Source organism: Streptococcus oralis (assembly GCF_023109195.1).
In the GTDB taxonomy this organism is placed as follows: Bacteria; Bacillota; Bacilli; order Lactobacillales; family Streptococcaceae; genus Streptococcus; species Streptococcus oralis_BV.
In genome coordinates this window covers 1,390,831-1,415,807 of sequence record NZ_JALDUB010000001.1, presented here as the reverse complement: position 1 = coordinate 1,415,807, position 24,977 = coordinate 1,390,831, and the positions used below count along the sequence as shown (strand labels likewise).

Sequence of the window (24,977 nt, the reverse complement as noted above, 5' to 3'; positions counted from 1 at the left end):
TATAAAAAAACTCCTAGTATAAACTAGGAGTTTAGAGGCTCTGACATCAGCTATTTCACAGAAATTTATATTTTAAAGATAAGCTAGAATAATGATTTATAATCTAGGATATTATCTCTTATGCCGTCTAGCAAAGGGATAAACTCAGTAAAATCGAATTCTTTATAATTCTTTAGAACATACTTTGAAAAAATTTCTTTTCCATAATGATTATCACCACCATCTTTATGAAATTCCTTTCCTTTTAAAATAGGTAGTGAATTTTGAGACGATGAAAATAATAAATCTTCAATATCAGAGGACTTACCGTCATTCATGTGAGGCATTAAAGGTGTCGCCATTATATATAGGCTATCCTTTTTATTAATTCGCCAAGGTTTATCTCTTCTAACTTTTTCTAAATTGTCTGAAATTTTCTCTTCTAATTTTATATTCTTTGAATCTTCCAAGTCTTTATTCTTTGGGATCATCAAGTCTTTTGCATGACTCGCAAATAAAAATAAAGCCGATTTATCATTGCCATTTCTATTATTCGATTCATTATCAAATAAAAATATTGTTGGATAATTGGGAAGACTATTGGTTAATTGTTTGAAATAAGTAATGTAGTTTGTGTATAAAATTCTTTCTTCTGAATTTAGTGCAAAAAATTTTTTTTCTTTTTTCTCATTATAGTAAAATTTATCAGAAAAATAATTATACCAAAATTTAAAACCTTCTCCCCCTTCTGGAACATTAAAAAGGTATTCTATCGTATTGCTACGATTCAGAAATTCAATTTTAAATATAAAGTTATTTCCCTCTTTTTCAATAAGTTCCGGATACTTTTGATAAAGATTTTTTAAAGCCGCTTTAATATATCTAGGATCAGTTTTTCCCTCTGTTATAATTATAGGTTTGTCATTCCCGAAAAAATATTTATAAAATAGAAATTTTTTGTACTCTTTTTCTCTAGAATTAAATAAAGACATGTACGTTTTCTTTTCTTCTTTACCGATACTGTAAAATTCTGTAGGTAAATTATATGTATGATGTTTTGTGTTGTGTAACAATTCTTTTTGTAGGTCTTTATTATAAAAGATATACTTCCAATAATATTTCGACTCTGATTTTCTTGATGAATTTCTTCCTAATAAATATTTTTGCGAATCTAGATTATTTTGCATCAAAGATTTTTTATAAAGTAAATAGTTGTTGTATTGTTCTATTTGAAAAATAAAAGCAAAGCGTCCCGTTAGTTGATTGATCGTTCCTGGTGTTTTATCTATTTCAAAAGCTCCATCTTTGTATAATCGAAAGGCCATTGCGCGAGTATTTTTTACGTATTCTCTTTTTACATTTATTTTTTTGTTGACAACCAGTCCAGTAACTTCTTGACGCTGCATGTTATTACTCAATCGTGTTTTTTTAGGATTGATTTCAAAACCAGATGAGATTATTAAGTCTTCTAATTCCGTTAAAAAGTTTTCTAATTCTTTGCTTGCTCTCAATTTATTAGAGTTTAATTCACGATTTGTTGAAAAAGTCAAATCATCGGCATATCTAGAATATGTAAAACGATATTTTTTAGCAATTTTGACAATCCGATAATCTAATATTCTAGTGATTAAATTTGTGATGATAGGAGAAGACGGAGCTCCTTGCGGTAGCTTACCTTGATAACACGCAATTTGTGCGATTACAGTAGCAATTTCTGGTGAAACGGCAAAATCCCTGTCTTTTATAAAGAAACCTCTTACTCTTCCGAAATTAAAAGAATCAAAAAAGTTTTTCAAGTCAATGTTCAGAATGTATTTCTTGTTTCGATGCATCTGAGAGTTGGTAATAATGCTTTTCCCCTTTTCAAATGCGTGAGACAGAACAGGTGTTTTAAAGTTCTTATCCTTAGATTTAGATTCTATGCTTTCAAGGTAACATTCCCACAAAACATTAGACAATTTTTTCTGAAGGAACTTCAACTCTTTTTTGGGGGCATGTATAACTCTTTCTCCACCATTCTTTTTAGGGATAGGGAAAGAGTTATATAAATTATCAGTTTTTATATTGTACAATAAATAATTGATGTATTTGGCACTTTTCAAGCCAAGTAGCTTAGCAAAATCATCCTTTGTCTGTAGTTGATTAAATTTGGTCATCATTTTTCCTCATACAAAAAGCGTATGATAACTCTTACGCGAACAAGATTGCCAGTAGAAATCCTAATGAATCCTGAAGCTAATAACACCAGATGAAGCCAAACACTCCTATAACATTGTTGTTAATACTTGCGAACACACAAGTCAAAAATCTAATCATACGCAACTTTATTCTATCACAAAATAACCTGTTAATCTAGAATTAAGACATCTTAGACTATAAATTTTTATCAACACCTCAAAAAGCCAGACAGAATCTGGCTTTGCATTGTTTGTATCTGAGAAGTATTTTAGAAAAATTAAAGGATCTTATCCGCCCGATCCACCATAAAGAGTGAGATAGTCATGATGATATCGATGGCTAGAAGGGCAAGGACAGCTGGGACCCAAGATTGGAAAAGGTCAAAACTATAACCAAACAAGGCAGGACCAAAAGCAGCTAAGATGTAGCCTCCTGTTTGCGCTAGTCCTGATAGCTGAGCTGTCTTTTCAGGAGAACTGGTTTTAAGAGAAAAACAAACCATGAGGTAGGGGAAGAGGGCACTGCAGGCCGTTCCAATCAAGAGATGGACGACTAACCAGTAGAGGAAATTATTGGTTGGATACAAGAGCATGGCAATTCCTGTCATACCAGCGATAGAGATAATTGCCAGCATGATTCGACGGTGACCATCTGATAGACGAGTCGTCAGACTTGGAACAGTCATTGAAAAAGGAATGCTGATCAGTGAGAAAATAGAAGCAAGGAGAGCCGCATCACTATTAGAAATACCAGCACTAACAGCCATAGTTGGCAACCAGGTCATACTTGTATAAAAGAGCAAGGACTGAAGACCACCAAAGATAATGATAGCCCAGACATCTTTACTTTTTAGAATATTCTCTTTGACTTGCTTTTCTTTTTGGCTTTCTAGGTGGTGATTGTGGCGATGATTGGGCAACCAGACTAGCAGAGTGACCAGACAGAGAAAGCTGAGAACGAGGATGAGTCCCTTCCAAGAACTAGCTTGGGTGATAGGGACCGAAAGATAAGAAGCGATGGCTGTCGAAATTCCCATGGCAGTGACATAGAGAGTTGTTAGGAAACTAATCTTTTGAGGCTGATTTGCCTGGATCATACTTGGGAGGAGTACATTGAAGATCGCAATGCTTGCTCCCACAATTAGGGTTCCTAGATAAAGAAGGGGAAGATTGAGAATCCGAATGACAGAGCCAACAGTTAAGAGGAGGAGACAGTAAGTAAAGAGATGTTCCAACCCGATTTTTTGTGCCAAGCGGCTTGCAAAAGCAGAGAAAAGAGCAAACATCAAGAGAGGGAGACTGGTTAAAATCCCAAGAGAGCTAACCTCCACTCCTAGTCCCTGAGCGATATCTCCTAAAATAGTTGGAAGAGCAGTAAAGGGAGATCGTAAAACAGTCCCGATTAAGACAATTCCTAGAACAAAAAAGAGTGATTGTTTTTTCATAAAAACCTCGATAGGATGATTTTAATAACAGCTTATTTTAAGGTTTTTTCCTTATAATGTCAAGTAATGACAGCCAAGACAGTTCAATCAATGGAAGTGAAAATATAGTGAAAAGTGACAGATTTCTTTACTAGAATTTTCCTTGATTTGATATAAAAATAGGAAACTAGGAAATTTTGTGATAAAATAGTGGAAGGAAATCTATACATTGGAGAAAAACTGTGCCTGAAAAGCAAAAAATCAGCGTCTTGATGTCGGTCTATGTAAAGGAAAATCCGACGTTTTTAAGAGATGCTATCAAAAGTGTTCAAAACCAGACCTTGAAACCGAGCGAACTTGTTCTTGTTGAGGACGGCCCGCTCACACCCGAACTCTATCAGGTGCTAGATGAAGTGGAAGCTCAGTCAGACATTCCAGTTAAACGGTGCCCCTTAGAACAAAACCAAGGTTTAGGCTTGGCTCTTCGATACGGCGTTTTACAGTGCCAGTATGACATTATTGCCCGCATGGATACGGATGATTTAGCCGTTCCGGATCGTTTTGAGAAACAGCTTCAGCTAATGGAGAAAGAAGATCTCGACCTCTTAGGTGGGCATATCGCAGAGTTCATTGATAATCCAGATGAGATTGTGTCTTATCGTCGTGTTCCAACTCAGCATGCAGACATTGTGGCTTATCAGAGAATGAGAAGCGCCTTTAACCATATGACAGTCATGTTCAAAAAGGACATGGTCCTCAAGGCGGGCAACTATGAAGATGGCCTTTACATGGAGGATGACCTCCTTTGGCTCAATATGATTGCTGCAGGTGCCAAGACTGGGAACCTAGATCAAATCTTGTGTAAGGTTCGTGTCGGTGCAGGGATGTTTGAGCGTCGAGGTGGCTTGCGTTACCTTAAACTCTATCGTCAAGCTCGCCAACGGATGCTTGAGCGAGGGCAAATTTCTTACATGGAATATGCTAAAAGTGTAGCCATTCAGGCAATTGTTGCACTTTGTCCAGGCTTTGTACGTCAGTTTATCTTCGTCAAACTTTTAAGAAAGAGAAAGTAAGCCCCGATAGACTGAATGATTCAGGTTATCATAACAACAGTATCATCTGACTCTTTTAAGGGGGAGTAAATTCCTATGAATAAAAAACTAACAGATTATGTGATTGATCTGGTTGAAATTTTAAATAAACAGCAAAAACAAGTGTTTTGGGGGATATTCGATATTTTGAGTATGGTGGTTTCCATCATCGTATCTTATATCTTGTTTTATGGCCTTATAAATCCTGCGCCTGTGGATTACGTGATCTACACTCTTTTAGCCTTCCTCCTCTATCAAATCATGATTGCGTTTTGGGGGCTAAATGCTAGTATCAGTCGTTATAGCAAGATTACGGATTTCATGAAAATCTTTTTCGGAGTGATGCTCAGCAGTGTTCTTTCTTATGGAATCTGCTATGCCTTTCTTCCATTGTTTTCTATCCGTTTCATCGTACTCTTCATTTTGTTGAGTACCTTCCTCATCTTGCTTCCTCGTATCACTTGGCAGCTGATTTATTCTAAGCGCAAGCAAGGTAGTGGAGATGGAGAGCATCGCCGTACCTTCTTGATCGGTGCTGGTGATGGTGGCGCCCTCTTTATGAACAGCTACCAACATCCAACTAGCGACCTTGAGCTAGTGGGGATTTTGGATAACGATGAAAAGAAAAAGGGACAAAAACTAGGTGGAATCCCAGTTTTGGGCTCCTATGACAATCTGCCTGAATTGGCTAAACGTCACCAAATCGAGCGTGTCATTGTAGCGATCCCTTCGCTAGACCCTTCAGAGTACGAACGCATCTTGCAGATGTGTAATAAACTAGGCGTCAAATGTTACAAGATGCCTAAGGTTGAGACAGTCGTTCAAGGACTCCATCAATCAGGTAGTGGCTTCCAGAAAATTGATATCACAGACCTTTTGGGCCGTCAGGAAATTCGTCTCGACGAATCGCGCCTGGGTACTGAGATTACAGGCAAGACCATCCTGGTGACAGGAGCTGGTGGTTCGATTGGTTCAGAGATTTGTCGTCAGGTTAGCCGCTTCAATCCAGAACGTATCATCTTGCTTGGGCATGGCGAAAATTCAATCTATCTCGTTTATCATGAATTGATCCGTACATTCCAAGGGATTGATTATGTTCCTGTTATTGCAGATATTCAGGACTATGACCGTCTCTTGCAGGTGTTTGAGCAGTATAAACCAGCCATCGTCTATCATGCTGCCGCTCACAAACACGTTCCGATGATGGAACGCAATCCAAAAGAAGCCTTCAAAAACAATATCCTCGGTACCTACAACGTTGCCAAGGCTGTGGATGCAGCCAAGGTGCCTAAGATGGTCATGATTTCGACAGACAAGGCGGTCAATCCACCCAATGTTATGGGGGCAACCAAGCGCGTGGCAGAGTTGATTGTCACTGGCTTTAACCAACGTAGCAAATCAACCTACTGTGCAGTCCGTTTTGGAAATGTTCTGGGTAGTCGTGGTAGCGTGATTCCTGTCTTTGAACGTCAGATTGCTGAAGGCGGTCCTGTAACGGTGACAGACTTCCGTATGACACGTTACTTCATGACCATTCCAGAGGCAAGCCGTCTAGTAATCCATGCTGGCGCTTATGCCAAGGACGGAGAAGTCTTTATCCTCGATATGGGCAAACCAGTCAAGATTTATGACTTGGCTAAGAAAATGGTCCTTCTAAGTGGGCACACGGAAAGTGAAATTCCAATCGTTGAGGTCGGTATTCGACCAGGTGAAAAACTCTATGAAGAACTCTTGGTTTCGACCGAATTGGTTGATAACCAAGTCATGGACAAGATTTTCGTTGGTAAGGTAAATGTCATGCCGCTAGAAGCGATTGATCAAAAGATTGAAGAGTTCCGTTCACTCAGCGGAGATGAGCTCAAAGAAGCGATTATTTCCTTTGCGAATGAGACAACTCATGCTGAGTAAGAGTGTCCAACTACCTTCATAATGAAACAACTATCGCCAGTTTTCTGAGAGAATCAGAAAGCTGGTTTTTATAAATAGAGAGTAGAGAACATCGGATCTTTCAAAGGTTTAATAAGCGCAACTATTCAAGGGACGATGTTATTTGATCTATCAGGAGAGTGATTTCAGACAATCTAAAAACTACCTCTATTTTAAGCTGGTAACATAACTTTGCGAAATAAGTATTAAAGTCAAAAGGAGATTTTTGTATGCTGAGTGCTATTAGGAGTTTTTTCAAAGGCTATGCGAATTTTTCTGGTCGTTCCACACGTCCAGAATTTTGGTGGGTTTGGCTACTAAATATGGTGATTTTCTTGCCCGCCTACTACTCACTTTTTACTGGAGTAGAATCTGATAAAGCCATCAGGAATATTGCGGTCTTCAGTATGTGTATTATTTTGTTTATAATAGAGTTTGTTCCTCTACTAGCACTGATAGTACGTCGCTTACGAGATGTGGGTATCCATTGGGCCTATATTTTTATTGTATTTGTTCCTTTGGGTGCAATAACACTGCTCGTTATGCTCGCTATGCCAAGTCAACGATTTGGAGAAAAAGTGATAGAGAATAGTGAAAAAGATAAAGAGAATACGGAAGATTCTCGGTTTGAAGAAATGGTACGAAAATATTAAGATATTTCTACTCCATTTAAAAACGGCTGAGTCGCTTCGCTGCTTACGAGACGCTGGTTTCCACTGGGCCTTTATCTTCATTGCTTTGGTTCCTATCGTTGGACCGATTGCTCTTATTGTCATGCTTGCTTGGCCAAGTAAGAAGGATGAAGATGCAGATACTGAAGAACAGGATCAAATTACTGCTTAAGCATGGAGTTGATTCCTTCTGATAGTAACAAGATATAAAAAAATACTCCTCAACCTAGTTCACTAGCGTTAGGAGTATTTTTGTATATTGTATTATTTATAGTTGCTTAATGATATCATCAATGGTACGGGCAATCCAGTCAGGTTGATAGCTGAGCAAATCAGCCTCTTCTCCAAATCCCCAAGTAACAGCGAACTTTTTAATGCCAGTTTCTTGGGCTCCAATCATATCAAACTTGGTATCCCCAATGATGAGGACTTGGTCTGCATGGAGTTGATGCGTTTGCAAGGCGTAACGGATGACATCTGCCTTGTGTGGTGTTTCAGGACTAGAACCATAAATGCCATCAAAGAAATGATGGATTCCCAGATTTTTAGTCATATCGTGAGCAGTAGGAGTATTCTTTGTTGTAGTGATGTAGAGAGGGTAGTTTTGCGAAAGCTCTTGAAGCAATTCCGTTATTCGGGGGAAGAGTTGCGCTTCGTGGATTCCTTTTTCCTTGTAGTAAGAACGATAGATTTGAACAGCTTCTGAGATTTGTTCCTTGGGAAGACATGTTGCAAAACTACTTTCAAGTGGTGGTCCCATAAAACCACGAATGGTTTTGGCATCAGGGCTTGGAACTCCTAGCTCTTTAAAGGTATGGGTAAAGGCATTGTGAATCCCGATAGAACTGTCAACGAGTGTTCCGTCTAGATCAAAAAAGATTGCTGAGATAGAGGGCATAGTTTCTCCTAATAGATATAGATAAGCTTATTCTCCGAAGATTTCTTTTTGTAGGCGGCGACCAGTAGGTGTAGTGGCAAGTCCACCCTCGGCCGTTTCACGAAAGGCAGTTGGAAGACTTGATCCGACTTGGTACATGGCATCGATGACTTCGTCAACAGGGATCTTAGACTCGATACCTGCCAAAGCCATGTCTGCTGCGATAAAGGCAAAGCTGGCTCCCATGGCATTTCGTTTGACACAGGGAACTTCAACCAAACCAGCGACGGGGTCGCAGATGAGACCTAGCATATTTTTAATGACAAAGGCAATGGCTTGGCTAGCCTGATAGGGGCTTCCACCTGCAGCCAAGGTCAAGGCTGCGGCACTCATGGCAGATGCAGAGCCAACCTCGGCCTGACAGCCACCTTCAGCACCTGAGATAGAGGCATTGTTTGCGATGACTAGTCCAAAGGCACCAGCAGCAAAGAGGAAATCCAGCTGTTCTTCGTGGCTGAGGTCAAGTTTTTGGATAGCAGCAGTGAGAACGGCTGGCAGACAGCCGGCACTTCCTGCGGTTGGAGTAGCGCAGACCAAGCCCATCTTCGCATTGTGTTCATTGACCGCGATGGCATTACGGGCTGCTGATAGGATGGTAAAGTCCGACAAGGCCTTGCCACTTTTGAGATGGCGGTCTAGTTTGGCCGCGTCTCCACCCGTTAGGCCACTACGGGATTTATTTTCACTGAGACCGAGCTCGACAGAGGCTTTCATGACTTCTAGATTGCGTTCCATGAGGAGGAGAACTTCTGGACGTTCCCGACCGGTTAGTTGATATTCTGTCGCAATCATGAGTTCTGCGACATTTCCTTGGAAGTCTAGATCCGCCTGCTCGACCAATTCTTTGATAGAATAAAACATGTTTCCTCCTACTTAAAGAAATTGACATTGTGGAGATGAGGGATTTTTCGGATTTCTTCAATCGCCTCTTCGCAACTTCGACTATCGACTTCGATAATCATAATGGCTTTTTCTCCAGCTTTTTCTCGAGTCACATTCATCTGAGCGATGTTGATATCGAAACGAGAGAGGGCTTCAGTAACATGGGCAATCATACCTGGAACATCCTGATGCACGATGATGATGGTCGGTGTATTCATGTTGAGAGAGACAGCAAAGCCGTTAAGCTCCGTAACTTGGATATTTCCCCCACCAATGGAAATTCCTGTCACACTGATGGACTTGTGTTCATTCTTCACAGTAATTTTAGTGGTATTAGGATGAGGAGCGTTGCTGTCTTTCTGAATGGTCCAGACAATCTTGATACCACGTTTATGGGCAATCTCTAGGCTATTTGGAATGTCGGGATCGTCCGTATCCATACCTAATATACCAGCGACGAGAGCAAGGTCGGTTCCATGACCACGGTAGGTTTTGGCAAATGAATTAAATAATTGGAATTCGACTTCTGTCGGCGTATCATCAAAGATGGAAGAGACGATTTTCCCGATGCGAACAGCTCCAGCAGTATGGCTACTTGATGGGCCAATCATAACTGGTCCGATAATGTCAAAGACAGATTGAAAACGAAGTGAGTGCATCTGTTTCCCCTTACAAAGATTCTTATATCTATTATATCAAAGAATGGACCTCTGCGCTTATTTCCCTTATCAAAAGCTTAAAATGATTAAAGTTAGTATAAAATAAGGTCTTTTGTGACAAAAACATCCTTAAAACGGTAAATATAAAACATTTTTGTAATATTTCTACATAAAACCGTTAAACAACGGTAACATTTAAAAGGTATCATAGATATATCCAATGGAAGGAGAATTTTTAGATATGTCATTAACAACTAAAAAAATTAAAACAACTATCGCAGGAGTAGCAGCTTTGCTTGCTTTCTTTGCTCCATCACTTGCATCTGCCCAAGAAACTGTAACTTACACAGTTAAATCAGGTGATACTCTTTCAGAAATCGCTGAGAAGTACAACACAACTGTTGAAAAATTGGCAGCAAAAAACAACATTAAAGATATTCACCTTATCTATGTTGACCAAGTTTTGGTTATCGAAGGAACAGCTTCTACTGTAGCTCCAGCAGCAACAACGGAAGAAACAGCTCCAGTAGCTACAGAAACAGTTGAAGAAGCTCCAGCAGCAACAACAACTTATGAAGCCCCAGCTGCACCTGCAACTCCAGCAGCAGAAAGCAACACTGCAGCAGCTTCTACTGTAAGTGGTTCTGAAGCAGAAGCCAAAGAATGGATTGCTCAAAAAGAATCAGGTGGTAGCTACACTGCTACAAACGGACGTTACATCGGACGTTACCAATTGACAGATTCATACTTGAACGGTGACTACTCAGCTGAAAACCAAGAACGTGTAGCAGATGCCTACGTTGCAGGACGTTACGGTTCATGGACAGCTGCCAAGAACTTCTGGCTTAACAACGGTTGGTATTAAGAATACAAGAGTCCTTTAGGGCTCTTTTTTGTTTACAAAGATGTTAACTTCTCGCTCTAGCTCTGTTAGTAAGTGTTCATCTTCTACTAGTTTAGCTAAGGAGAGTCCATTCTGTATCAACTGAGCATCATTAGCACAAATGCCGATACGAATATAGGAAAACGCAAGTGTATCGTACTGTTTGCTTGCTTTTGCCTCCTCTAAGAGAGTGTAGCAAAGCTGTTTGCAAAGCAACTTATCACCATTGTAAAGATAAAGAGTTGAGAGATTCAGAAGCAACATCATACGAAGCTGAAAGACAGGACTATAGTGTTTATAAACCTCTAGTCGTTCGAGAATTTTTTCGGTAATCTGATGAATATACTCCATAGGAAAAGCAAAGAGAATGGTATTAAGGACTTTGAGGTCACTCTCATACCAAGTATCTTGTTTCTCAATCTTATCCCATAATCTGTTTACAATGTTGTCAACCTTACTTGACAATTTTTCTATCCCATTTTCACGGATGTAGATAACGATTTCGAGCATATCTTGCAACTGCTGGATGGGAAAATCATGATGTGTTTTTAGATAATGTTGGCATTTTTTGAGTAATTTACTTAAGTCGCTCGTACCACTAATAGAAGCCATTTTTAGAAAAGTCTGCATGATAGTTGATCGTTCACTTGGGTGGTAGAGATGGCAAATATATTCAAACTCTTCAAAACTCATATTAATTTGCTGGAGAAGAAATTCCATATTCTCATATTTTGGAGTTGTCTTGCCACTTTCTATTTTTGATAGGCTGGTTCTTGAGAGAACACCCCCACAGACCTCTTCTTGAGTCAATCCTTTTGACTCACGGATTTCTTTATAAACATTTCCAAAATCGTAGCGCATGATTCCCTCCTTATTTGTGAAAAAAGTTAACAATAAATTGAAACTGATTAAAAATATTGTATCATAGTAATATAAAAAGTAAAAAAGAAATCTAAAATAAATTTGTGAAAAAGGTTAACAAATTTTACGACAAGGTATATTGTATTTTATAATCAAGATGATGAAGTACTAAGGGGGTATCAAATGTATAAAAAAGTATATCGTCTGTTGTTATTTATGTTATGGATGGTTATTTTCTTCCCTTGGGGATGGCTCTTATAAAATTTTGATTAAGTAAAACGAAAGGAAGGTGAGTCCAATGGACTTCAATGTTTACAAATGAACCAATTCATCTGTTTCTGTGAAACAGTTCAAGATATAAGATGTGAGGAAAATATCATGAAAAAATTAGTAAAAATTGGTGTCGCAACCGTAATGGCATGTGGTCTGCTTGCTACGACAAATGCTTTAGCAGTATGGGTAGATGGTGGTCAATGGAACTATGGAGTAGGTTGGACAGGAACTTTTGGATATTCTGATTATTTACATTCTACTCGCTCTCATACAGCAACTGTCCGACATGGAGGTAGAATCTCTAAGGATCGTCAGGGTCCTAGGGTTTGGGCACAAGCTTCCCTTACTAAAATTCCGCCAACAGGATTAGAATATTTCTATGGATTTTAAGTGAAATTTTCCCTCTCCTATTAGGAGAGGGAGAACTTTATTGGAGGTATCTTTATGAAAAAAATCAGTAATTTCTGTATGTTACTACTGCTTCTGTGTACCACTTTCTTTGTTTTTAATGTAAACTATACACGAGAAGTAGTTCGGATTCAGGAAATGGGAAAGACAGCGAGTTCTTTGGATGTATACTTGAAAGATGTCAATGAACCTGCAGAATCTGTTCTTCGATTTTTTGAGTATGTATCAAAGGAATACAAAGTATCCATCATCAAAACAGACAGTGGTGATGAGGTAATCAAGTCTGGTGTTTTTGATAAAGATACCTTCCCCTACCAAGAGTTTGGGATTTCTTCCCTTGGTTTTACCACAGATGGTGAAGGAGTCTACAGTAATAAAGAAATTTCCAATAAACTTGGTACGATTCCGACCTTTCTAAAAGCCAAGCCTATTCAGCTTATGACTTTTCAAGCCTACATCAAGGATACATCTCGTAGTTTAAATGGTCGCTACACGATTAGTTCGGCTCAAGAGATGGATAGAGATCAGATTTTACAGAAGTGGAGTGATTTTTTCAAGACTGACCAGACTACCTTGCTAGAGCCAACCTACAAAAGTGCAGTGGAAGTCTTAAATCGAGATTTGCTCTTATCTGCTATTATTTTTGTCTTGGCTATTTTGCTTCTTGTCTTAGTAACAGTGTATCAGCCAATGATGGAGATGAAAAGAGTTGGGGTACAAAAATTACTTGGTTTTCAAGATCGGGCTGTTTTAGCTGATGTTGTGAAAGGCAACCTCTACCTCCTCCTAGGTGGGGCGCTTGTGATTAATCTAGGGGTGTTTTTCTTGCTTGATTATAAGCCGAAAGATTTGTTCCCTATGCTGTGGTTGTCTCATTTTTTGCTTTTGCAGCTTTATCTCTTTATCAGTTGGTTGACCTATCTCTTGATCCAAAAAATGACAATCAGCTCTCTGCTGAAAAGTTTTTCATCTTTTAAATTTGGTTTACTCTTTAATTATTTGATGAAAATTGGAACTACCATTTTACTGACAGTCTTGCTAGTTGGGGTAGGAAAAAGTTTGGAGCAAGAAAACAAAGAGTTGGATTACCAGAAACAGTGGATCAGTCAAGGAAATTATCTGACCTTGGAAACTTTCCAACTCAATGATAACCTGTGGCAAGAGCAGTTGGCAGGCTCAGGGCAAGCAGTGGATTATTTCTATCGATTTTATCAGGATTTGGTAGAAAAAACGCAGGCGGGCTATGTGCAAACTAGCAACCTGCCTATAAAAAATTTTGCCACTGCAGAACAAGTGCAGCGGTATCAACTGGCTGATATGCTAACTGTTTACTATGCCAACCGTCATTTTTTAGAAAGTCAGGGATTCAAGTTACCAGATACCGGCGCAAAAAAAGTTATTTTGATGCCAGCAAGTACGAAAGGTGAAGAAGATAAAAATCAGCTCTTGGGGAAATTAATTGCCTATCTTTCGATGAAGTATGAAGAGCAGCAAAAACGAACGATAGAGGAGATGGATGTCGAGATTGCCTATTATGAAGGAGATTGGTCGTTCTTTCCATATAGTGATAAGCGAAAGGAAAATCTCTACAATCCAATTATTAGCTTGGTCAATGATTCTGATATGATGTGGGATGAAAAAGCTCGCCTGTCAACAACAGGTTTAAATAACCCGATTAAAATCGAAAATACGGCTCAACACCAAAAAGAGGTGACAGCGTTAGTTGGGAAATTATCAGATGGGAATTATTTAAAATTTTCATCTATTCAAGCCATTCAACAAGATAAAGTAGATTCTTATCGAGATGCTGTTCGGAATTTCAACATACTCTTTGCTTTGGTTGGTCTTCTTAGTATGATGATTTCCTACTTCTTACTAGTAACAACTTTCTTGTTGAAGCGAACAGATATTATTACCAAGAAGTTTATGGGGTGGAAATTGATAGATCGGTATCGTTCCTTGCTGGGTCTTCTATTAGCCGTTTATAGTCTTCCTTTTATGGTTTTGCTATTCTTTACACAGGCACTTTTCCCGCTCCTACTTTTTGCAGGATTTACAGGCTTAGATATCCTGTTTGTACTTTTCTTGGGCTCTAAGATGGAACAAAGAAATGTAGTGCAGTTATTGAAAGGGGATCACTTATGATAAAGTTGGAAAATGTTACAAAAACCATTGGGAAAAAAGTTATTTTGGAGAATTTATCTCTAAAAATTAACCAAGGAGATTTAGTTGCCATTGTTGGGAAAAGTGGCAGTGGCAAGTCAACCTTGTTAAATCTTTTGGGTTTGATAGATGGCGATTACAGTGGACATTATGAAATTTTCGGTCAGCAAAATGTACCTGTCAATTCTGTTAAGTCGCAAGCGATTATCCGCGAACATATCTCCTATCTGTTTCAAAACTTTGCTCTGATTGATAATGAAACAGTAGAGTATAATCTCATGCTCGCTCTAAAGTATGTAAAATTATCCAAGAAGGACAAAGTCAAAAAGATAGAAGAAATTTTAGAGAGAGTGGGATTGTCATCAACTCTACATCAGAAGGTTTCAGAGTTATCTGGAGGGGAACAGCAACGAATCGCAGTTGCTAGAGCCATTTTAAAACCGAGTCAGCTCCTTTTAGCAGATGAACCAACCGGTTCTCTAGATCCTGAAAATCGAGATTTGGTTTTAAATTTTCTCTTAGATATGAACAAGGAAGGGAAAACGGTCATTATCGTTACCCACGATGCCTATGTGGCCGAACAGTGCCATCGAGTCATTGAATTGTGAAAGAGAATGTGGAGAGTTCGTTGAACTCTTCATCTTACCTGTAATTGGACAATTGTATTTTTAAAAAACCAAATAGTATAAATAAGCTTATTATATGTAAAAATATATCATATAATAAGCTTTTTCTTGATTAAAATGAAATAAAATACAGTTTTTCCTTGACAAACGAAAACGAGAGGAGTATTATTTATACAATAATAAAGTATAAAAATAAAAGGAGGCTCTTCTATGAATAAAGTGAAGAAGGTGTTGATGACGATGTTTGGTTTGCTTATGTTCCCCTTATTATTTGCTTGTAGTAACACTCAATCCCAAGGTGTTGAAGCTATTAAGGCTAAAGGGAAATTGGTGGTGGCCCTAAATCCAGAGTTTGCTCCATTTGAATATCAGAAATTGGTCGATGGGAAAAATCAGATTGTAGGTTCAGATGTTGAGCTAGCCAAAGCCATCGCAAAAGAACTAGGTGTAGAAGTGGAGTTCTCTCCAATGAGTTTTGACAATGTACTGGCTAGTCTTGATTCAGGCAAGGCCGATCTTGCCATATCAGGTGTTTCTAAAACGGAGGAGAGAAGTCAAGTTTACGATTTTTCAATTCCCTACTACACTTCGAAAAATAAGGTTATCGTAAGAAAATCTGAATTAACGAATTACCAATCAGTCAAGGATTTGGCTCAGAAAAAGGTTGGAGCGCAGAAAGGTTCTATCCAGGAAACTCTGGCCAAAGAAACCTTGCAGAATGCTTCTCTCGTTTCACTTCCTAAAAATGGAAATTTGATAACAGAATTGAAATCAGGGCAACTGGATGCAGTTATCTTTGAGGAACCAGTGGCGAAAGGCTTTGTAGAGAATAATCCAGACCTAGCCATCGCTGAGTTTGATTTTGACAATGACAAAGAAGATTCCTATGCTGTTGCGATGAAAAAAGACAGTAAAGAATTAAAAGAGGCGGTTGACAAAACCATCCAGAAGTTGAAGGATTCTGGGGAATTGGACAAATTGATTGATGATGCTTTTAAAGCCTCTATCGAAAAATAGAAAGAAGGAAGAGAAATGAGTAAGGAAAAAGTTATTTTAGCCTATTCAGGTGGATTGGATACATCAGTTGCTATTACATGGTTAAAAAAAGACTATGATGTGATCGCTGTTTGTATGGATGTGGGGGAAGGAAAAGATTTGGAGTTCATCCATGATAAAGCTCTCAAGGTTGGAGCTGTAGAGTCTTATGTCATTGATGTTAAGGAAGAATTTGCTAATGACTATGTTTTAGTGGCCCTTCAGGCTCATGCCTACTATGAACAAAAGTATCCCTTGGTATCTGCTCTGAGTCGCCCTCTTATTTCAAAAAAACTCGTTGAAATAGCTCATCAGACGGGGGCAACCACAATTGCCCATGGTTGTACAGGTAAGGGAAACGACCAAGTTCGGTTTGAAGTCTCTATTGCAGCTTTGGATCCCAATTTAAAAGTAGTTGCGCCTGTTCGTGAGTGGAAATGGTCTCGTGAAGAAGAAATCCAATATGCCAAAGAAAACGGCGTCCCAGTTCCTGCTGACCTTGACAATCCTTACTCTGTCGATCAAAATCTTTGGGGACGCGCAAATGAATGTGGTGTCTTGGAAAACCCTTGGAACCAAGCGCCAGAAGAAGCATTTGGAATCACATCTTCTCCAGAAGAGGCACCAGACAGTCCAGAATTTATTGACATTGAGTTTAGCTGTGGGGTGCCCATTTCCCTCAATGGAGAAAAGATGAAAGTGGCGGCTTTGATTCAAAAGCTCAATGAAATTGCGGGCAAACACGGTGTCGGTCGTATTGACCACGTGGAAAATCGCCTAGTTGGTATTAAGTCAAGAGAGATTTATGAGTGCCCAGGCGCTGTGACTTTATTGGCAGCTCATAAGGAGATTGAAGACTTGACTCTCGTGAGAGAAGTGGCTCATTTCAAACCTATTATCGAAAATGAGTTGTCCAATCTCATCTATAATGCCTTGTGGTTTAGCCCAGCAACTCAGGCTTTGATTGCCTATATCAAGGAGACACAGAAAGTTGTCAATGGAACTGCAAAAGTTAAACTTTATAAGGGGAACGCCCAGGTAGTGGCTCGGAAATCTCCAAATTCTCTTTACGATGAAAATTTGGCGACTTATACTAGTGCGGATACTTTTGACCAAGATGCAGCTGTGGGATTTATCAAGCTTTGGGGGCTTCCGACTAAGGTTTATTCAGAAGTTCAGAAAAATGTTGAGTAGTGACGCGATAGAAAGGGACGACAGAATATGTCGAAAAATACAAAATTATGGGGTGGTCGATTTGAAGGCACTGTGGAAGAGTGGGTAGAACAGTTCGGTGCGAGTATTTCTTTTGACCACCAGCTGGCAAAATTTGATTTGATGGGTTCCCTAGCTCATGTTCAAATGCTAGGACAGACTGGCATTTTAAGCTTGGAAGAGTCAGAGCAGATCCAAGATGGTCTGAAAGCTTTGTTGCGAGATTTAGAGGCAGGAGAGCTTCATTTTGATATTGCAAATGAAGATATTCATATGAATATGGAAGTGTTGCTGACAGAGAAAATTGGTCCTCTGGCTGGGAAACTACACACGGCTCGTTCTCGGAATGACCAAGTCGCAACGGATATGCACTTATATCTAAAGGAGCAGCTTGGCCATGTCTTGGATAAGTTGGCGAATCTGAACAGTGTTTTGCTGGATTTGGCTGAAAAACATGTGGAAACCATCATGCCAGGTTATACTCATTTGCAACATGCCCAACCTATTAGTTTTGCCCATCATCTCATGGCTTATTATAATATGTTCCAAAGGGATAGCGAGCGCTTTGCATTTAACTTGAAACATACGGACCTATCTCCACTGGGTGCGGCTGCCTTAGCGGGGACAACTTTTCCAATCGATCGTCAATTATCGAGTGATTTATTGGGTTTCCAACAACCCTATACCAATTCCTTGGACGCAGTGAGTGACCGTGATTTTATCTTAGAATTTCTGTCAAATGCCAGCATTTTGATGATGCATATGAGTCGTTTTTGTGAGGAAATCATCAATTGGTGCAGTTTTGAGTATCAGTACATTAGCTTGTCTGATAGCTTTTCAACGGGTTCATCTATCATGCCCCAGAAGAAAAATCCTGATATGGCGGAATTGATTCGAGGGAAGACAGGCCGAGTTTACGGGAACTTGCTTGGGCTATTGACCGTCATGAAGTCTTTGCCTCTGGCTTACAATAAGGATTTGCAAGAGGACAAGGAAGGCATGTTTGATACAGTAGAAACGATTTTAAATTCTCTGGATGTGTTGGCAGGTATGCTATCGAGCATGCAGGTTAATAAGGCCAAAATGCAGCAATCCACAGAGAATGATTTTTCGAATGCGACCGAACTGGCAGATTATTTGGCTGAAAAAGGACTCCCTTTTAGAGAAGCGCATGAAATTGTAGGGAAATTGGTTCTAGACTCTATCAAGCATGGTAAAAACATCCAAGATTGGGATTTGGAGGAGTTGCAAGCCTACCATCCCTTGATTGAAGAGGATATTTATATCTACTTGCGTCCAGAAACCGCTGTTCGGAGACGGAATTCCTTAGGAGGAACCGGCTTTGAGCAAGTGAAATACCAGATAGAACAAGCGAAGAAAGAACTTAAAGGGGAAAATTGATTCGTTTGCAAAGGAAGAAAGAGAGGTTGAGATGATTTATCAGCCTCTTTCTTGTCTTCTCCAACCAAGCGTGTTATAATGAATACTGCTCAAGCGACCTTCAATCGTTAAAGCACACACGACCTTCAATCGTGAACTAGTCATTTCGTTTATCTTTTATTACGTCGTTAACTCGCAATGAGATGCAAGCTGAGCTTGTCTGATTTATAACCTCAATCAGTCTCCCGGACTGATTGAGCGAACTCAAGTTATGCCTGCGACTCGTTGCCTATCATATTTTCATTTTAAGATGATAGGCTAAAATGGTCTCCCAGACCATTTTACTCCTAAAAGCAAACGAAAAGACGATACTCAAAGAAATTCTATTGAAAGTTATAATGAATAGAATTTTGAAGGGTATGAATAAACGAATAGATGGGAGACTTACCATGAGTGATAACTCTAAAACACGTGTTGTCGTGGGGATGAGTGGTGGTGTTGATTCGTCGGTGACGGCTCTCTTGCTCAAGGAGCAGGGCTACGATGTGATCGGTATCTTCATGAAGAACTGGGATGACACAGATGAAAACGGCGTCTGTACGGCGACCGAAGATTACAAGGATGTGGCTGCGGTGGCAGACCAGATCGGCATTCCTTACTACTCTGTCAATTTTGAAAAAGAGTACTGGGACCGCGTTTTTGAGTATTTCCTAGCGGAATACCGTGCAGGGCGCACGCCAAATCCAGATGTTATGTGCAATAAGGAGATCAAGTTCAAGGCCTTTTTGGACTATGCTATGACCTTGGGTGCAGACTATGTAGCGACTGGGCATTATGCTCGAGTGGCGCGTGATGAGGATGGCATCGTTCACATGCTTCGTGGCGTGGACAATGGCAAGGACCAGACCTATTTCCTCAGTCAACTTTCGCAAGAACAACTCCAAAAAACCATGTTCCCCTTGGGACATTTGGAAAAGCCTGAAGTTCGCAGACTCGCAGAAGAAGCAGGACTTGCGACTGCCAAGAAGAAAGACTCGACAGGAATTTGCTTTATCGGAGAAAAGAACTTTAAAAACTTTCTCAGTAACTACCTGCCAGCTCAGCCTGGTCGCATGATGACTGTGGATGGTCGCGATATGGGTGAGCATGCAGGTCTCATGTATTATACAATCGGTCAGCGTGGCGGACTCGGTATTGGAGGCCAACACGGCGGTGACAATGCGCCTTGGTTCGTTGTCGGAAAAGACCTAAGCAAGAATATCCTCTATGTCGGCCAAGGTTTCTACCATGACTCGCTCATGTCAACAAGCCTAGAAGCAAGTCAAGTCCACTTTACTCGTGAGATGCCAGAGGAATTTACGTTAGAATGTACGGCTAAATTCCGCTACCGTCAGCCTGACTCTAAGGTGACCGTCCATGTCAAAGGAGACAAGGCAGAGATCATCTTTGCAGAACTGCAGCGCGCCATTACACCAGGACAAGCAGTTGTCTTTTACGATGGCGAAGAGTGTCTCGGTGGTGGTTTGATTGACAATGCCTACCGCGATGGACAAGTTTGTCAGTACATTTAGATTGACAAATTTTCTCAATTTGCTACAATAATAAAAGCAATAGAAATGATGGTCAAAGCTCATGGATGTTGCAGGCTTTTTGTCCTGCACTTCTTTGGAGTTTTGACTGTTTTTGTGTCGTTTAAAGGAAAGGACAAAAATGACTCAACAAGATTTTCGGACAAAAGTAGGAAATACGGTTTTTGGCGTTCGGGCAACAGCCTTGATTCTTCAAAATCGCAAGCTTCTAGTCACCAAAGACAAGGACAAGTATTACACTATTGGCGGTGCGATTCAAGTTAATGAAAGCACGGAAGACGCGGTAGTTCGTGAAGTGAGGGAAGAATTAGGTGTCCGAGCTCAAGCTGGACATCTAGCTTTTGTGGTTGAAAATCGTTTTGAACAAGACGGTGTTTCCTATCACAACATCGAGTTTCATTATCTGGTGAACTTGCTTGAAGATGCTCCATTGACCATGCAGGAAGATGAGAAAACGCAGCCCTGTGAGTGGATTGACTTGGATAAACTTGAGGAGTTCCAGCTAGTTCCAGCCTTTTTGAAAACAGCTCTACCAGATTGGGATGGCCAACTAAGACACATTCATCTTGAAGAATAGGAGAGAAAATGATGGTTAAGCTTATTGCCCATGTACTTATTCATAGTGGTGGTGATTATTTGTTCATTCAGCGTTCGGAAATTAAAAGAGGGGAACCCAACGTTTATCCAACTTACTGGGATATTCCTGGTGGCGGGGTTGAAAAGGGTGAACTTCCGCGAGATGGTGCTCTTAGAGAATGCATTGAAGAAGCGGGAGTTAGGCTAGATAGCAGTTCGCTCAAACTTCTTCACGAAGATAGTCAACTGGATACCTCTAAGGATACGGTTTTTACTCGCTTAGTTTATAAAGCAGAGTGGGTTGGGGAGAAGCCAATTATCAGATTAGATCCTGAAGAGCATACACACTTTAAATGGGTTACTATGGATCAAGCTCTAGAGGAGGAGAAGTTAGTTCCTTATTTGCGAGAAATTTTTGAAAGGTTAAGAAATGACTTATAATTTTACGGAAGAATACGATATTATTGTAATCGGTGCGGGACATGCTGGGGTCGAGGCATCTCTAGCTGCCAGCCGTATGGGTTGTAAGGTTTTGCTTGCGACCATCAACATTGAAATGCTGGCTTTCATGCCTTGTAACCCTTCTATCGGTGGTTCTGCCAAAGGGATTGTTGTGCGTGAAGTTGATGCCCTCGGTGGTGAAATGGCTAAAACCATTGACAAGACTTACATCCAGATGAAGATGCTCAACACTGGGAAAGGTCCAGCTGTCCGTGCCCTTCGTGCGCAGGCTGACAAGGAGCTTTACTCTAAGGAGATGCGCAAGACAGTTGAAAATCAAGAAAATCTGACCCTTCGTCAAACCATGATTGATGAGATTTTGGTGGAGGATGGCAAGGTTGTCGGTGTGCGTACAGCGACCCATCAAGAGTATGCTGCCAAGGCTGTTATCGTGACGACAGGAACAGCCCTCCGCGGGGAAATTATCATCGGAGACCTCAAGTACTCATCAGGACCTAACCACAGCCTAGCTTCGATTAACCTAGCTGATAACCTCAAGGAATTGGGACTCGAAATCGGTCGTTTCAAGACAGGAACCCCTCCACGTGTCAAGGCTTCCTCTATCAACTACGATGTGACAGAGATTCAGCCAGGGGACGAAGCGCCAAACCACTTCTCATACACTTCACGGGATGAGGATTATGTCAAAGACCAAGTTCCATGCTGGTTAACCTATACCAATGGTACCAGTCATGAGATTATTCAAAACAACCTCCACCGTGCACCTATGTTTACAGGTGTGGTCAAGGGTGTGGGGCCTCGTTACTGTCCGTCGATTGAGGACAAGATTGTGCGCTTTGCCGATAAGGAACGTCACCAACTTTTCCTAGAGCCGGAAGGGCGCAATACAGAGGAAGTCTATGTCCAAGGACTTTCAACCAGTCTGCCTGAGGATGTGCAGCGCGAGCTAGTTCATTCCATTAAAGGTTTGGAAAATGCAGAGATGATGCGAACTGGTTATGCCATCGAGTATGACATGGTCTTGCCTCACCAGTTGCGTGCAACTTTGGAAACCAAGAAAATCTCAGGCCTCTTCACAGCTGGTCAGACAAATGGAACGTCAGGTTACGAAGAAGCTGCTGGCCAAGGGATTATCGCGGGTATCAATGCGGCTCTGAAAATCCAAGGCAAGCCTGAATTGATTTTGAAGCGCAGTGACGGCTATATCGGGGTCATGATTGATGACTTGGTGACCAAGGGAACCATTGAACCCTACCGTCTCTTGACCAGTCGTGCAGAATACCGTCTCATCCTCCGTCATGACAATGCCGATATGCGTTTGACAGAGATGGGGCGCGAGATTGGCCTTGTGGACGATGAACGTTGGGCTCGCTTTGAAATCAAGAAAAATCAATTTGACAATGAGATGCAGCGTCTCGATAGTATTAAGCTCAAGCCAGTCAAGGAAACCAATGCCAAGGTTGAGGAGATGGGCTTCAAATCATTGACAGATGCGGTGACAGCCAAGGAATTCCTCCGTCGTCCAGAAGTTTCTTACCAAGATGTGGTGGCCTTTATCGGGCCAGCTGCTGAGGACTTGGATGACAAGATTATCGAATTGATTGAAACAGAGATCAAGTACGAGGGATATATTTCCAAAGCCATGGATCAGGTTGCCAAGATGAAACGCATGGAAGAAAAACGCATTCCAGCCAATATCGACTGGGATGATATTGATTCTATCGCGACAGAAGCTCGTCAGAAGTTCAAACTTATCAATCCAGAAACCATCGGCCAAGCCAGCCGTATTTCGGGAGTAAACCCAGCAGATATTTCCATTTTGATGGTGTATTTGGAAGGTAAAAATCGCAGTATTTCTAAAACTCTTCAAAAATCAAAATGATACGTCGTCGGCTTCTTACGAATGAGTTCAAAGCTTGGCTTTGATTCATCTCCAGCCTCCCATAGTTCCCCGAACTATGGGAGCTAACTTGAGTTATGCTTTCGTCTAGCCTTCTAGTCTGATTTCGATTTTTATTGAGTTTCAATCTCAAAAAAGTATAGAAAAAACAGCTCCGAAAACGGGGCTGTTTTGTTGGTTTATTCTTCTTCATCTGGTGTGAGGATCATCGGGATGATAATCGGTTCACGTTCTGTATTTTCATAAAGGAAGGGGCGAATGGCGTTGACGATAGCACCATTGACAGATTGGACGCTAGCATCTTTGTTCTTTAGTGCGATACGAATAGCATTGAAGAGGATGCGCTGGCTTTGGCGAATCAAGTCACCAGACTCTCTCATGTAGACAAATCCTCGACTGAGGATATCTGGACCAGACAAGATCATTTTAGACTTGAAGTCAACAGTTGCGACTGCTAGAACGACACCGTCTTCGGATAAATCTCTACGGTCTTTGAGGACAGCCGCACCGATTTCACCGATACGATTGCCATCGACATAAATGTCTTGGGCGTTGAAGTGACCTGCGATACGAGCTGAGTTAGCAGTAAGGGCAAGCACATCACCATTGCTCATGATAAAGATATTGTCCTTCTCGACACCCGTATCTACCGCTAGTCCAGCGTGGACTTTCTGCATACGGTATTCACCATGGACAGGCATGAAGTATTTGGGCTTGATCAAGCGGAGCATGAGTTTTTGCTCTTGCTGACCACCGTGTCCAGAAGTGTGGATATTGTTGATTTTACCGTGGATAACTTCGACACCAGCTTCTGAGATAATGTTAATCAGCTTGTTGACGCTAGTGGTGTTTCCAGGAATTGGGCTAGAAGAGAAGATAACGGTATCGCCGGGTTGGAGTTGCACTTGACGGTGGGTTCCGTTGGCGATACGAGAGAGGGCTGCCATCGGCTCCCCTTGACTACCTGTACAAAGGATAAGAACCTCGCCAGCAGGGTAGTCTTTGATTTCATTTGGCTCGATAAAGGTTCCCTTAGGAGCTTTGATGTAGCCAAGTTCGATCCCGTTGACAATGGCCTTTTCCATAGAACGACCAAAGACTGCAATCTTGCGTCCGGTCTTAACAGCAGCATCTGTTGCTTGCTGGAGACGGAAAATATTGGAGGCAAAGGATGCAAATATGATGCGTCCTTCAATGCCTTGGATGATCTTCATGATGGACTGGCCAACGACTTTTTCAGAGTTGGTAAAGGTTGGTACTTCCGCATTTGTCGAGTCAGACAGGAGACAGAGCACACCTTCTTCACCAAGGGCAGCCATACGGTGCAAGTCTGCAGGTTCTCCAACTGGAGTAAAGTCAAACTTAAAGTCACCCGTACAAACGATTTTCCCTTGAGGAGTATGAATGACAATCCCTAAAGGCTCTGGAATGGAGTGGGTTGTTCTAAAGAAAGTTGCCTTGAGATTTTTAAAGGTCAACTCAGTGTTGTGGTTGATTTCGTAAAGTTTGGCGTTGCGCAAGAGACCGTGTTCTTCGAGTTTTCCACGGATCAAAGCCAGGGCAAGTGGTCCAGCGTAGATAGGGACATTTGCTTGCTTGAGCAGGAAGGGAATCCCACCGATGTGGTCCTCGTGTCCGTGTGTTATCAAAACAGCCTTGACGCGGTCGATATTGTCCACGATGTAAGAGTAATCAGGAATGACATAGTCGATACCCAGCAAGTCATCTTCTGGGAATTTAATCCCAGCATCGACGATAATAATCTCGTCTTGGTATTCAATTCCGTAAGTGTTTTTCCCGATTTCTCCCAGACCACCGATGGCAAAAACGCCGACTTCTTCAGGTTTAAGAGTGTAGACCATA

At 40.9% G+C, this 24,977-nt stretch carries 22 protein-coding genes; 15 read left to right on the top strand and 7 right to left on the bottom strand.

Going from position 1 to position 24,977, the window contains the following annotated elements:
- Nucleotides 1-83: 83 nt before the first annotated feature.
- Nucleotides 84-2,135, bottom strand: coding sequence for a retron Ec67 family RNA-directed DNA polymerase/endonuclease (locus tag M1F65_RS06785; protein WP_084853147.1), 2,052 nt, complete (start codon nucleotides 2,133-2,135; stop codon nucleotides 84-86).
- Between the two features lie 299 nt (nucleotides 2,136-2,434).
- Entirely contained in the window at nucleotides 2,435-3,601 is a 1,167-nt protein-coding gene (locus M1F65_RS06780; RefSeq protein ID WP_125398254.1) for a CynX/NimT family MFS transporter, read from the bottom strand.
- A 221-nt stretch (nucleotides 3,602-3,822) separates the two neighbouring features.
- Between M1F65_RS06780 and M1F65_RS06775 the strand changes: the two genes are divergently transcribed.
- From M1F65_RS06775 to M1F65_RS06760, 4 genes are all read left to right on the top strand, one after another.
- Complete coding sequence (locus M1F65_RS06775) at nucleotides 3,823-4,653, top strand: glycosyltransferase (protein WP_001114305.1); 831 nt, start codon at nucleotides 3,823-3,825, stop codon at nucleotides 4,651-4,653.
- 75 nt (nucleotides 4,654-4,728) lie between these two features.
- Nucleotides 4,729-6,579 carry a nucleoside-diphosphate sugar epimerase/dehydratase gene (locus M1F65_RS06770; RefSeq protein ID WP_070837176.1) on the top strand — a complete coding sequence of 617 codons (1,851 nt, stop codon included), beginning with the start codon at nucleotides 4,729-4,731 and terminating at the stop codon, nucleotides 6,577-6,579.
- Between the two features lie 248 nt (nucleotides 6,580-6,827).
- Nucleotides 6,828-7,250, top strand: a complete 423-nt coding sequence (locus M1F65_RS06765; RefSeq protein WP_247925659.1) for a DUF805 domain-containing protein — start codon at nucleotides 6,828-6,830, stop codon at nucleotides 7,248-7,250.
- On the top strand, nucleotides 7,225-7,440 hold the full coding sequence (locus M1F65_RS06760) for a DUF805 domain-containing protein (protein ID WP_000759533.1): 216 nt from the start codon (nucleotides 7,225-7,227) through the stop codon (nucleotides 7,438-7,440). Before M1F65_RS06765 ends, M1F65_RS06760 begins: the two co-directional genes overlap by 26 nt.
- 96 nt (nucleotides 7,441-7,536) lie before the next feature.
- Here M1F65_RS06760 and M1F65_RS06755 read toward each other — a convergent pair whose 3' ends face one another.
- From M1F65_RS06755 to sdaAB, 3 genes are read right to left on the bottom strand one after another with little or no spacing between them, the layout of a single operon-like run.
- The gene (locus M1F65_RS06755; protein ID WP_001139310.1) at nucleotides 7,537-8,166 is read right to left on the bottom strand and encodes an HAD-IA family hydrolase; all 630 of its coding nucleotides are present in this window, start codon (nucleotides 8,164-8,166) and stop codon (nucleotides 7,537-7,539) included.
- A 27-nt stretch (nucleotides 8,167-8,193) separates the two neighbouring features.
- Complete coding sequence (gene sdaAA / locus M1F65_RS06750) at nucleotides 8,194-9,066, bottom strand: L-serine ammonia-lyase, iron-sulfur-dependent, subunit alpha (RefSeq protein WP_000500030.1); 873 nt, start codon at nucleotides 9,064-9,066, stop codon at nucleotides 8,194-8,196.
- An 8-nt stretch (nucleotides 9,067-9,074) separates the two neighbouring features.
- Nucleotides 9,075-9,746 (bottom strand): L-serine ammonia-lyase, iron-sulfur-dependent subunit beta, encoded by a 672-nt coding sequence (gene sdaAB / locus M1F65_RS06745; RefSeq protein WP_000555868.1) that lies wholly within the window; start codon nucleotides 9,744-9,746, stop codon nucleotides 9,075-9,077.
- 241 nt (nucleotides 9,747-9,987) lie between these two features.
- Between sdaAB and apf the strand changes: the two genes are divergently transcribed.
- Complete coding sequence (gene apf, locus M1F65_RS06740) at nucleotides 9,988-10,611, top strand: aggregation-promoting factor (protein WP_042767626.1); 624 nt, start codon at nucleotides 9,988-9,990, stop codon at nucleotides 10,609-10,611.
- Nucleotides 10,612-10,626: 15 nt separating this feature from the next.
- Here the strand turns inward: apf and M1F65_RS06735 are convergent, their stop codons facing one another.
- Nucleotides 10,627-11,490, bottom strand: coding sequence for a helix-turn-helix domain-containing protein (locus M1F65_RS06735; RefSeq protein ID WP_001268190.1), 864 nt, complete (start codon nucleotides 11,488-11,490; stop codon nucleotides 10,627-10,629).
- A 378-nt stretch (nucleotides 11,491-11,868) separates the two neighbouring features.
- On the opposite strand from M1F65_RS06735, the gene M1F65_RS06730 reads away from it, so the two are divergent.
- The 10 genes from M1F65_RS06730 (at nucleotide 11,869) to mnmG (ending at nucleotide 23,096) form a co-directional block, all read left to right on the top strand.
- A complete protein-coding gene (locus tag M1F65_RS06730) occupies nucleotides 11,869-12,153 on the top strand; it encodes a lactococcin 972 family bacteriocin (RefSeq protein ID WP_000737526.1) in 285 nt (94 codons plus the stop codon).
- A 54-nt stretch (nucleotides 12,154-12,207) separates the two neighbouring features.
- Nucleotides 12,208-14,316, top strand: a complete 2,109-nt coding sequence (locus tag M1F65_RS06725; RefSeq protein WP_247925658.1) for a bacteriocin-associated integral membrane family protein — start codon at nucleotides 12,208-12,210, stop codon at nucleotides 14,314-14,316.
- Complete coding sequence (locus tag M1F65_RS06720; RefSeq protein ID WP_049538054.1) at nucleotides 14,313-14,942, top strand: ABC transporter ATP-binding protein; 630 nt, start codon at nucleotides 14,313-14,315, stop codon at nucleotides 14,940-14,942. The genes M1F65_RS06725 and M1F65_RS06720 overlap by 4 nt, the downstream gene beginning before the upstream one ends.
- A 228-nt stretch (nucleotides 14,943-15,170) precedes the next feature.
- Nucleotides 15,171-15,977 carry an ABC transporter substrate-binding protein gene (locus M1F65_RS06715; protein WP_001045254.1) on the top strand — a complete coding sequence of 269 codons (807 nt, stop codon included), beginning with the start codon at nucleotides 15,171-15,173 and terminating at the stop codon, nucleotides 15,975-15,977.
- Between the two features lie 15 nt (nucleotides 15,978-15,992).
- Entirely contained in the window at nucleotides 15,993-17,189 is a 1,197-nt protein-coding gene (locus tag M1F65_RS06710) for an argininosuccinate synthase (protein ID WP_000031904.1), read from the top strand.
- Between the two features lie 27 nt (nucleotides 17,190-17,216).
- Entirely contained in the window at nucleotides 17,217-18,608 is a 1,392-nt protein-coding gene (gene argH, locus M1F65_RS06705; RefSeq protein ID WP_247925657.1) for an argininosuccinate lyase, read from the top strand.
- A gap of 428 nt (nucleotides 18,609-19,036) precedes the next feature.
- Nucleotides 19,037-20,158: a tRNA 2-thiouridine(34) synthase MnmA gene (gene mnmA, locus M1F65_RS06700; protein ID WP_042903038.1), complete on the top strand. Its 1,122-nt coding sequence runs from the start codon at nucleotides 19,037-19,039 to the stop codon at nucleotides 20,156-20,158.
- A 139-nt stretch (nucleotides 20,159-20,297) separates the two neighbouring features.
- On the top strand, nucleotides 20,298-20,753 hold the full coding sequence (locus tag M1F65_RS06695; protein WP_042903037.1) for an NUDIX hydrolase: 456 nt from the start codon (nucleotides 20,298-20,300) through the stop codon (nucleotides 20,751-20,753).
- A gap of 8 nt (nucleotides 20,754-20,761) precedes the next feature.
- Nucleotides 20,762-21,193, top strand: coding sequence for an NUDIX hydrolase (locus M1F65_RS06690; protein WP_042903036.1), 432 nt, complete (start codon nucleotides 20,762-20,764; stop codon nucleotides 21,191-21,193).
- Nucleotides 21,183-23,096, top strand: coding sequence for a tRNA uridine-5-carboxymethylaminomethyl(34) synthesis enzyme MnmG (mnmG, locus tag M1F65_RS06685; protein ID WP_042903035.1), 1,914 nt, complete (start codon nucleotides 21,183-21,185; stop codon nucleotides 23,094-23,096). Before M1F65_RS06690 ends, mnmG begins: the two co-directional genes overlap by 11 nt.
- 197 nt (nucleotides 23,097-23,293) lie before the next feature.
- Here mnmG and rnjA read toward each other — a convergent pair whose 3' ends face one another.
- Nucleotides 23,294-24,976 carry a ribonuclease J1 gene (gene rnjA, locus M1F65_RS06680; protein ID WP_042903034.1) on the bottom strand — a complete coding sequence of 561 codons (1,683 nt, stop codon included), beginning with the start codon at nucleotides 24,974-24,976 and terminating at the stop codon, nucleotides 23,294-23,296.
- Nucleotide 24,977: the final 1 nt, after the last annotated feature.

Bases quoted from the DNA above. Each gene is read 5' to 3' on its own strand.
- M1F65_RS06725 (WP_247925658.1), top strand. From the start codon at position 12,208: ATGAAAAAAATCAGTAATTTCTGTATGTTACTACTGCTTCTGTGTACC.
- M1F65_RS06720 (WP_049538054.1), top strand. From the start codon at position 14,313: ATGATAAAGTTGGAAAATGTTACAAAAACCATTGGGAAAAAAGTTATT.
- M1F65_RS06730 (WP_000737526.1), top strand. From the start codon at position 11,869: ATGAAAAAATTAGTAAAAATTGGTGTCGCAACCGTAATGGCATGTGGT.
- M1F65_RS06770 (WP_070837176.1), top strand. From the start codon at position 4,729: ATGAATAAAAAACTAACAGATTATGTGATTGATCTGGTTGAAATTTTA.
- M1F65_RS06780 (WP_125398254.1), bottom strand. From the start codon at position 3,601: ATGAAAAAACAATCACTCTTTTTTGTTCTAGGAATTGTCTTAATCGGG.
- M1F65_RS06735 (WP_001268190.1), bottom strand. From the start codon at position 11,490: ATGCGCTACGATTTTGGAAATGTTTATAAAGAAATCCGTGAGTCAAAA.
- mnmA (WP_042903038.1), top strand. From the start codon at position 19,037: ATGAGTGATAACTCTAAAACACGTGTTGTCGTGGGGATGAGTGGTGGT.
- rnjA (WP_042903034.1), bottom strand. From the start codon at position 24,976: ATGGTCTACACTCTTAAACCTGAAGAAGTCGGCGTTTTTGCCATCGGT.
- M1F65_RS06695 (WP_042903037.1), top strand. From the start codon at position 20,298: ATGACTCAACAAGATTTTCGGACAAAAGTAGGAAATACGGTTTTTGGC.
- M1F65_RS06715 (WP_001045254.1), top strand. From the start codon at position 15,171: ATGAATAAAGTGAAGAAGGTGTTGATGACGATGTTTGGTTTGCTTATG.
- sdaAB (WP_000555868.1), bottom strand. From the start codon at position 9,746: ATGCACTCACTTCGTTTTCAATCTGTCTTTGACATTATCGGACCAGTT.
- M1F65_RS06710 (WP_000031904.1), top strand. From the start codon at position 15,993: ATGAGTAAGGAAAAAGTTATTTTAGCCTATTCAGGTGGATTGGATACA.
- argH (WP_247925657.1), top strand. From the start codon at position 17,217: ATGTCGAAAAATACAAAATTATGGGGTGGTCGATTTGAAGGCACTGTG.
- M1F65_RS06785 (WP_084853147.1), bottom strand. From the start codon at position 2,135: ATGACCAAATTTAATCAACTACAGACAAAGGATGATTTTGCTAAGCTA.
- M1F65_RS06690 (WP_042903036.1), top strand. From the start codon at position 20,762: ATGATGGTTAAGCTTATTGCCCATGTACTTATTCATAGTGGTGGTGAT.
- M1F65_RS06755 (WP_001139310.1), bottom strand. From the start codon at position 8,166: ATGCCCTCTATCTCAGCAATCTTTTTTGATCTAGACGGAACACTCGTT.
- M1F65_RS06765 (WP_247925659.1), top strand. From the start codon at position 6,828: ATGCTGAGTGCTATTAGGAGTTTTTTCAAAGGCTATGCGAATTTTTCT.
- mnmG (WP_042903035.1), top strand. From the start codon at position 21,183: ATGACTTATAATTTTACGGAAGAATACGATATTATTGTAATCGGTGCG.
- sdaAA (WP_000500030.1), bottom strand. From the start codon at position 9,066: ATGTTTTATTCTATCAAAGAATTGGTCGAGCAGGCGGATCTAGACTTC.
- apf (WP_042767626.1), top strand. From the start codon at position 9,988: ATGTCATTAACAACTAAAAAAATTAAAACAACTATCGCAGGAGTAGCA.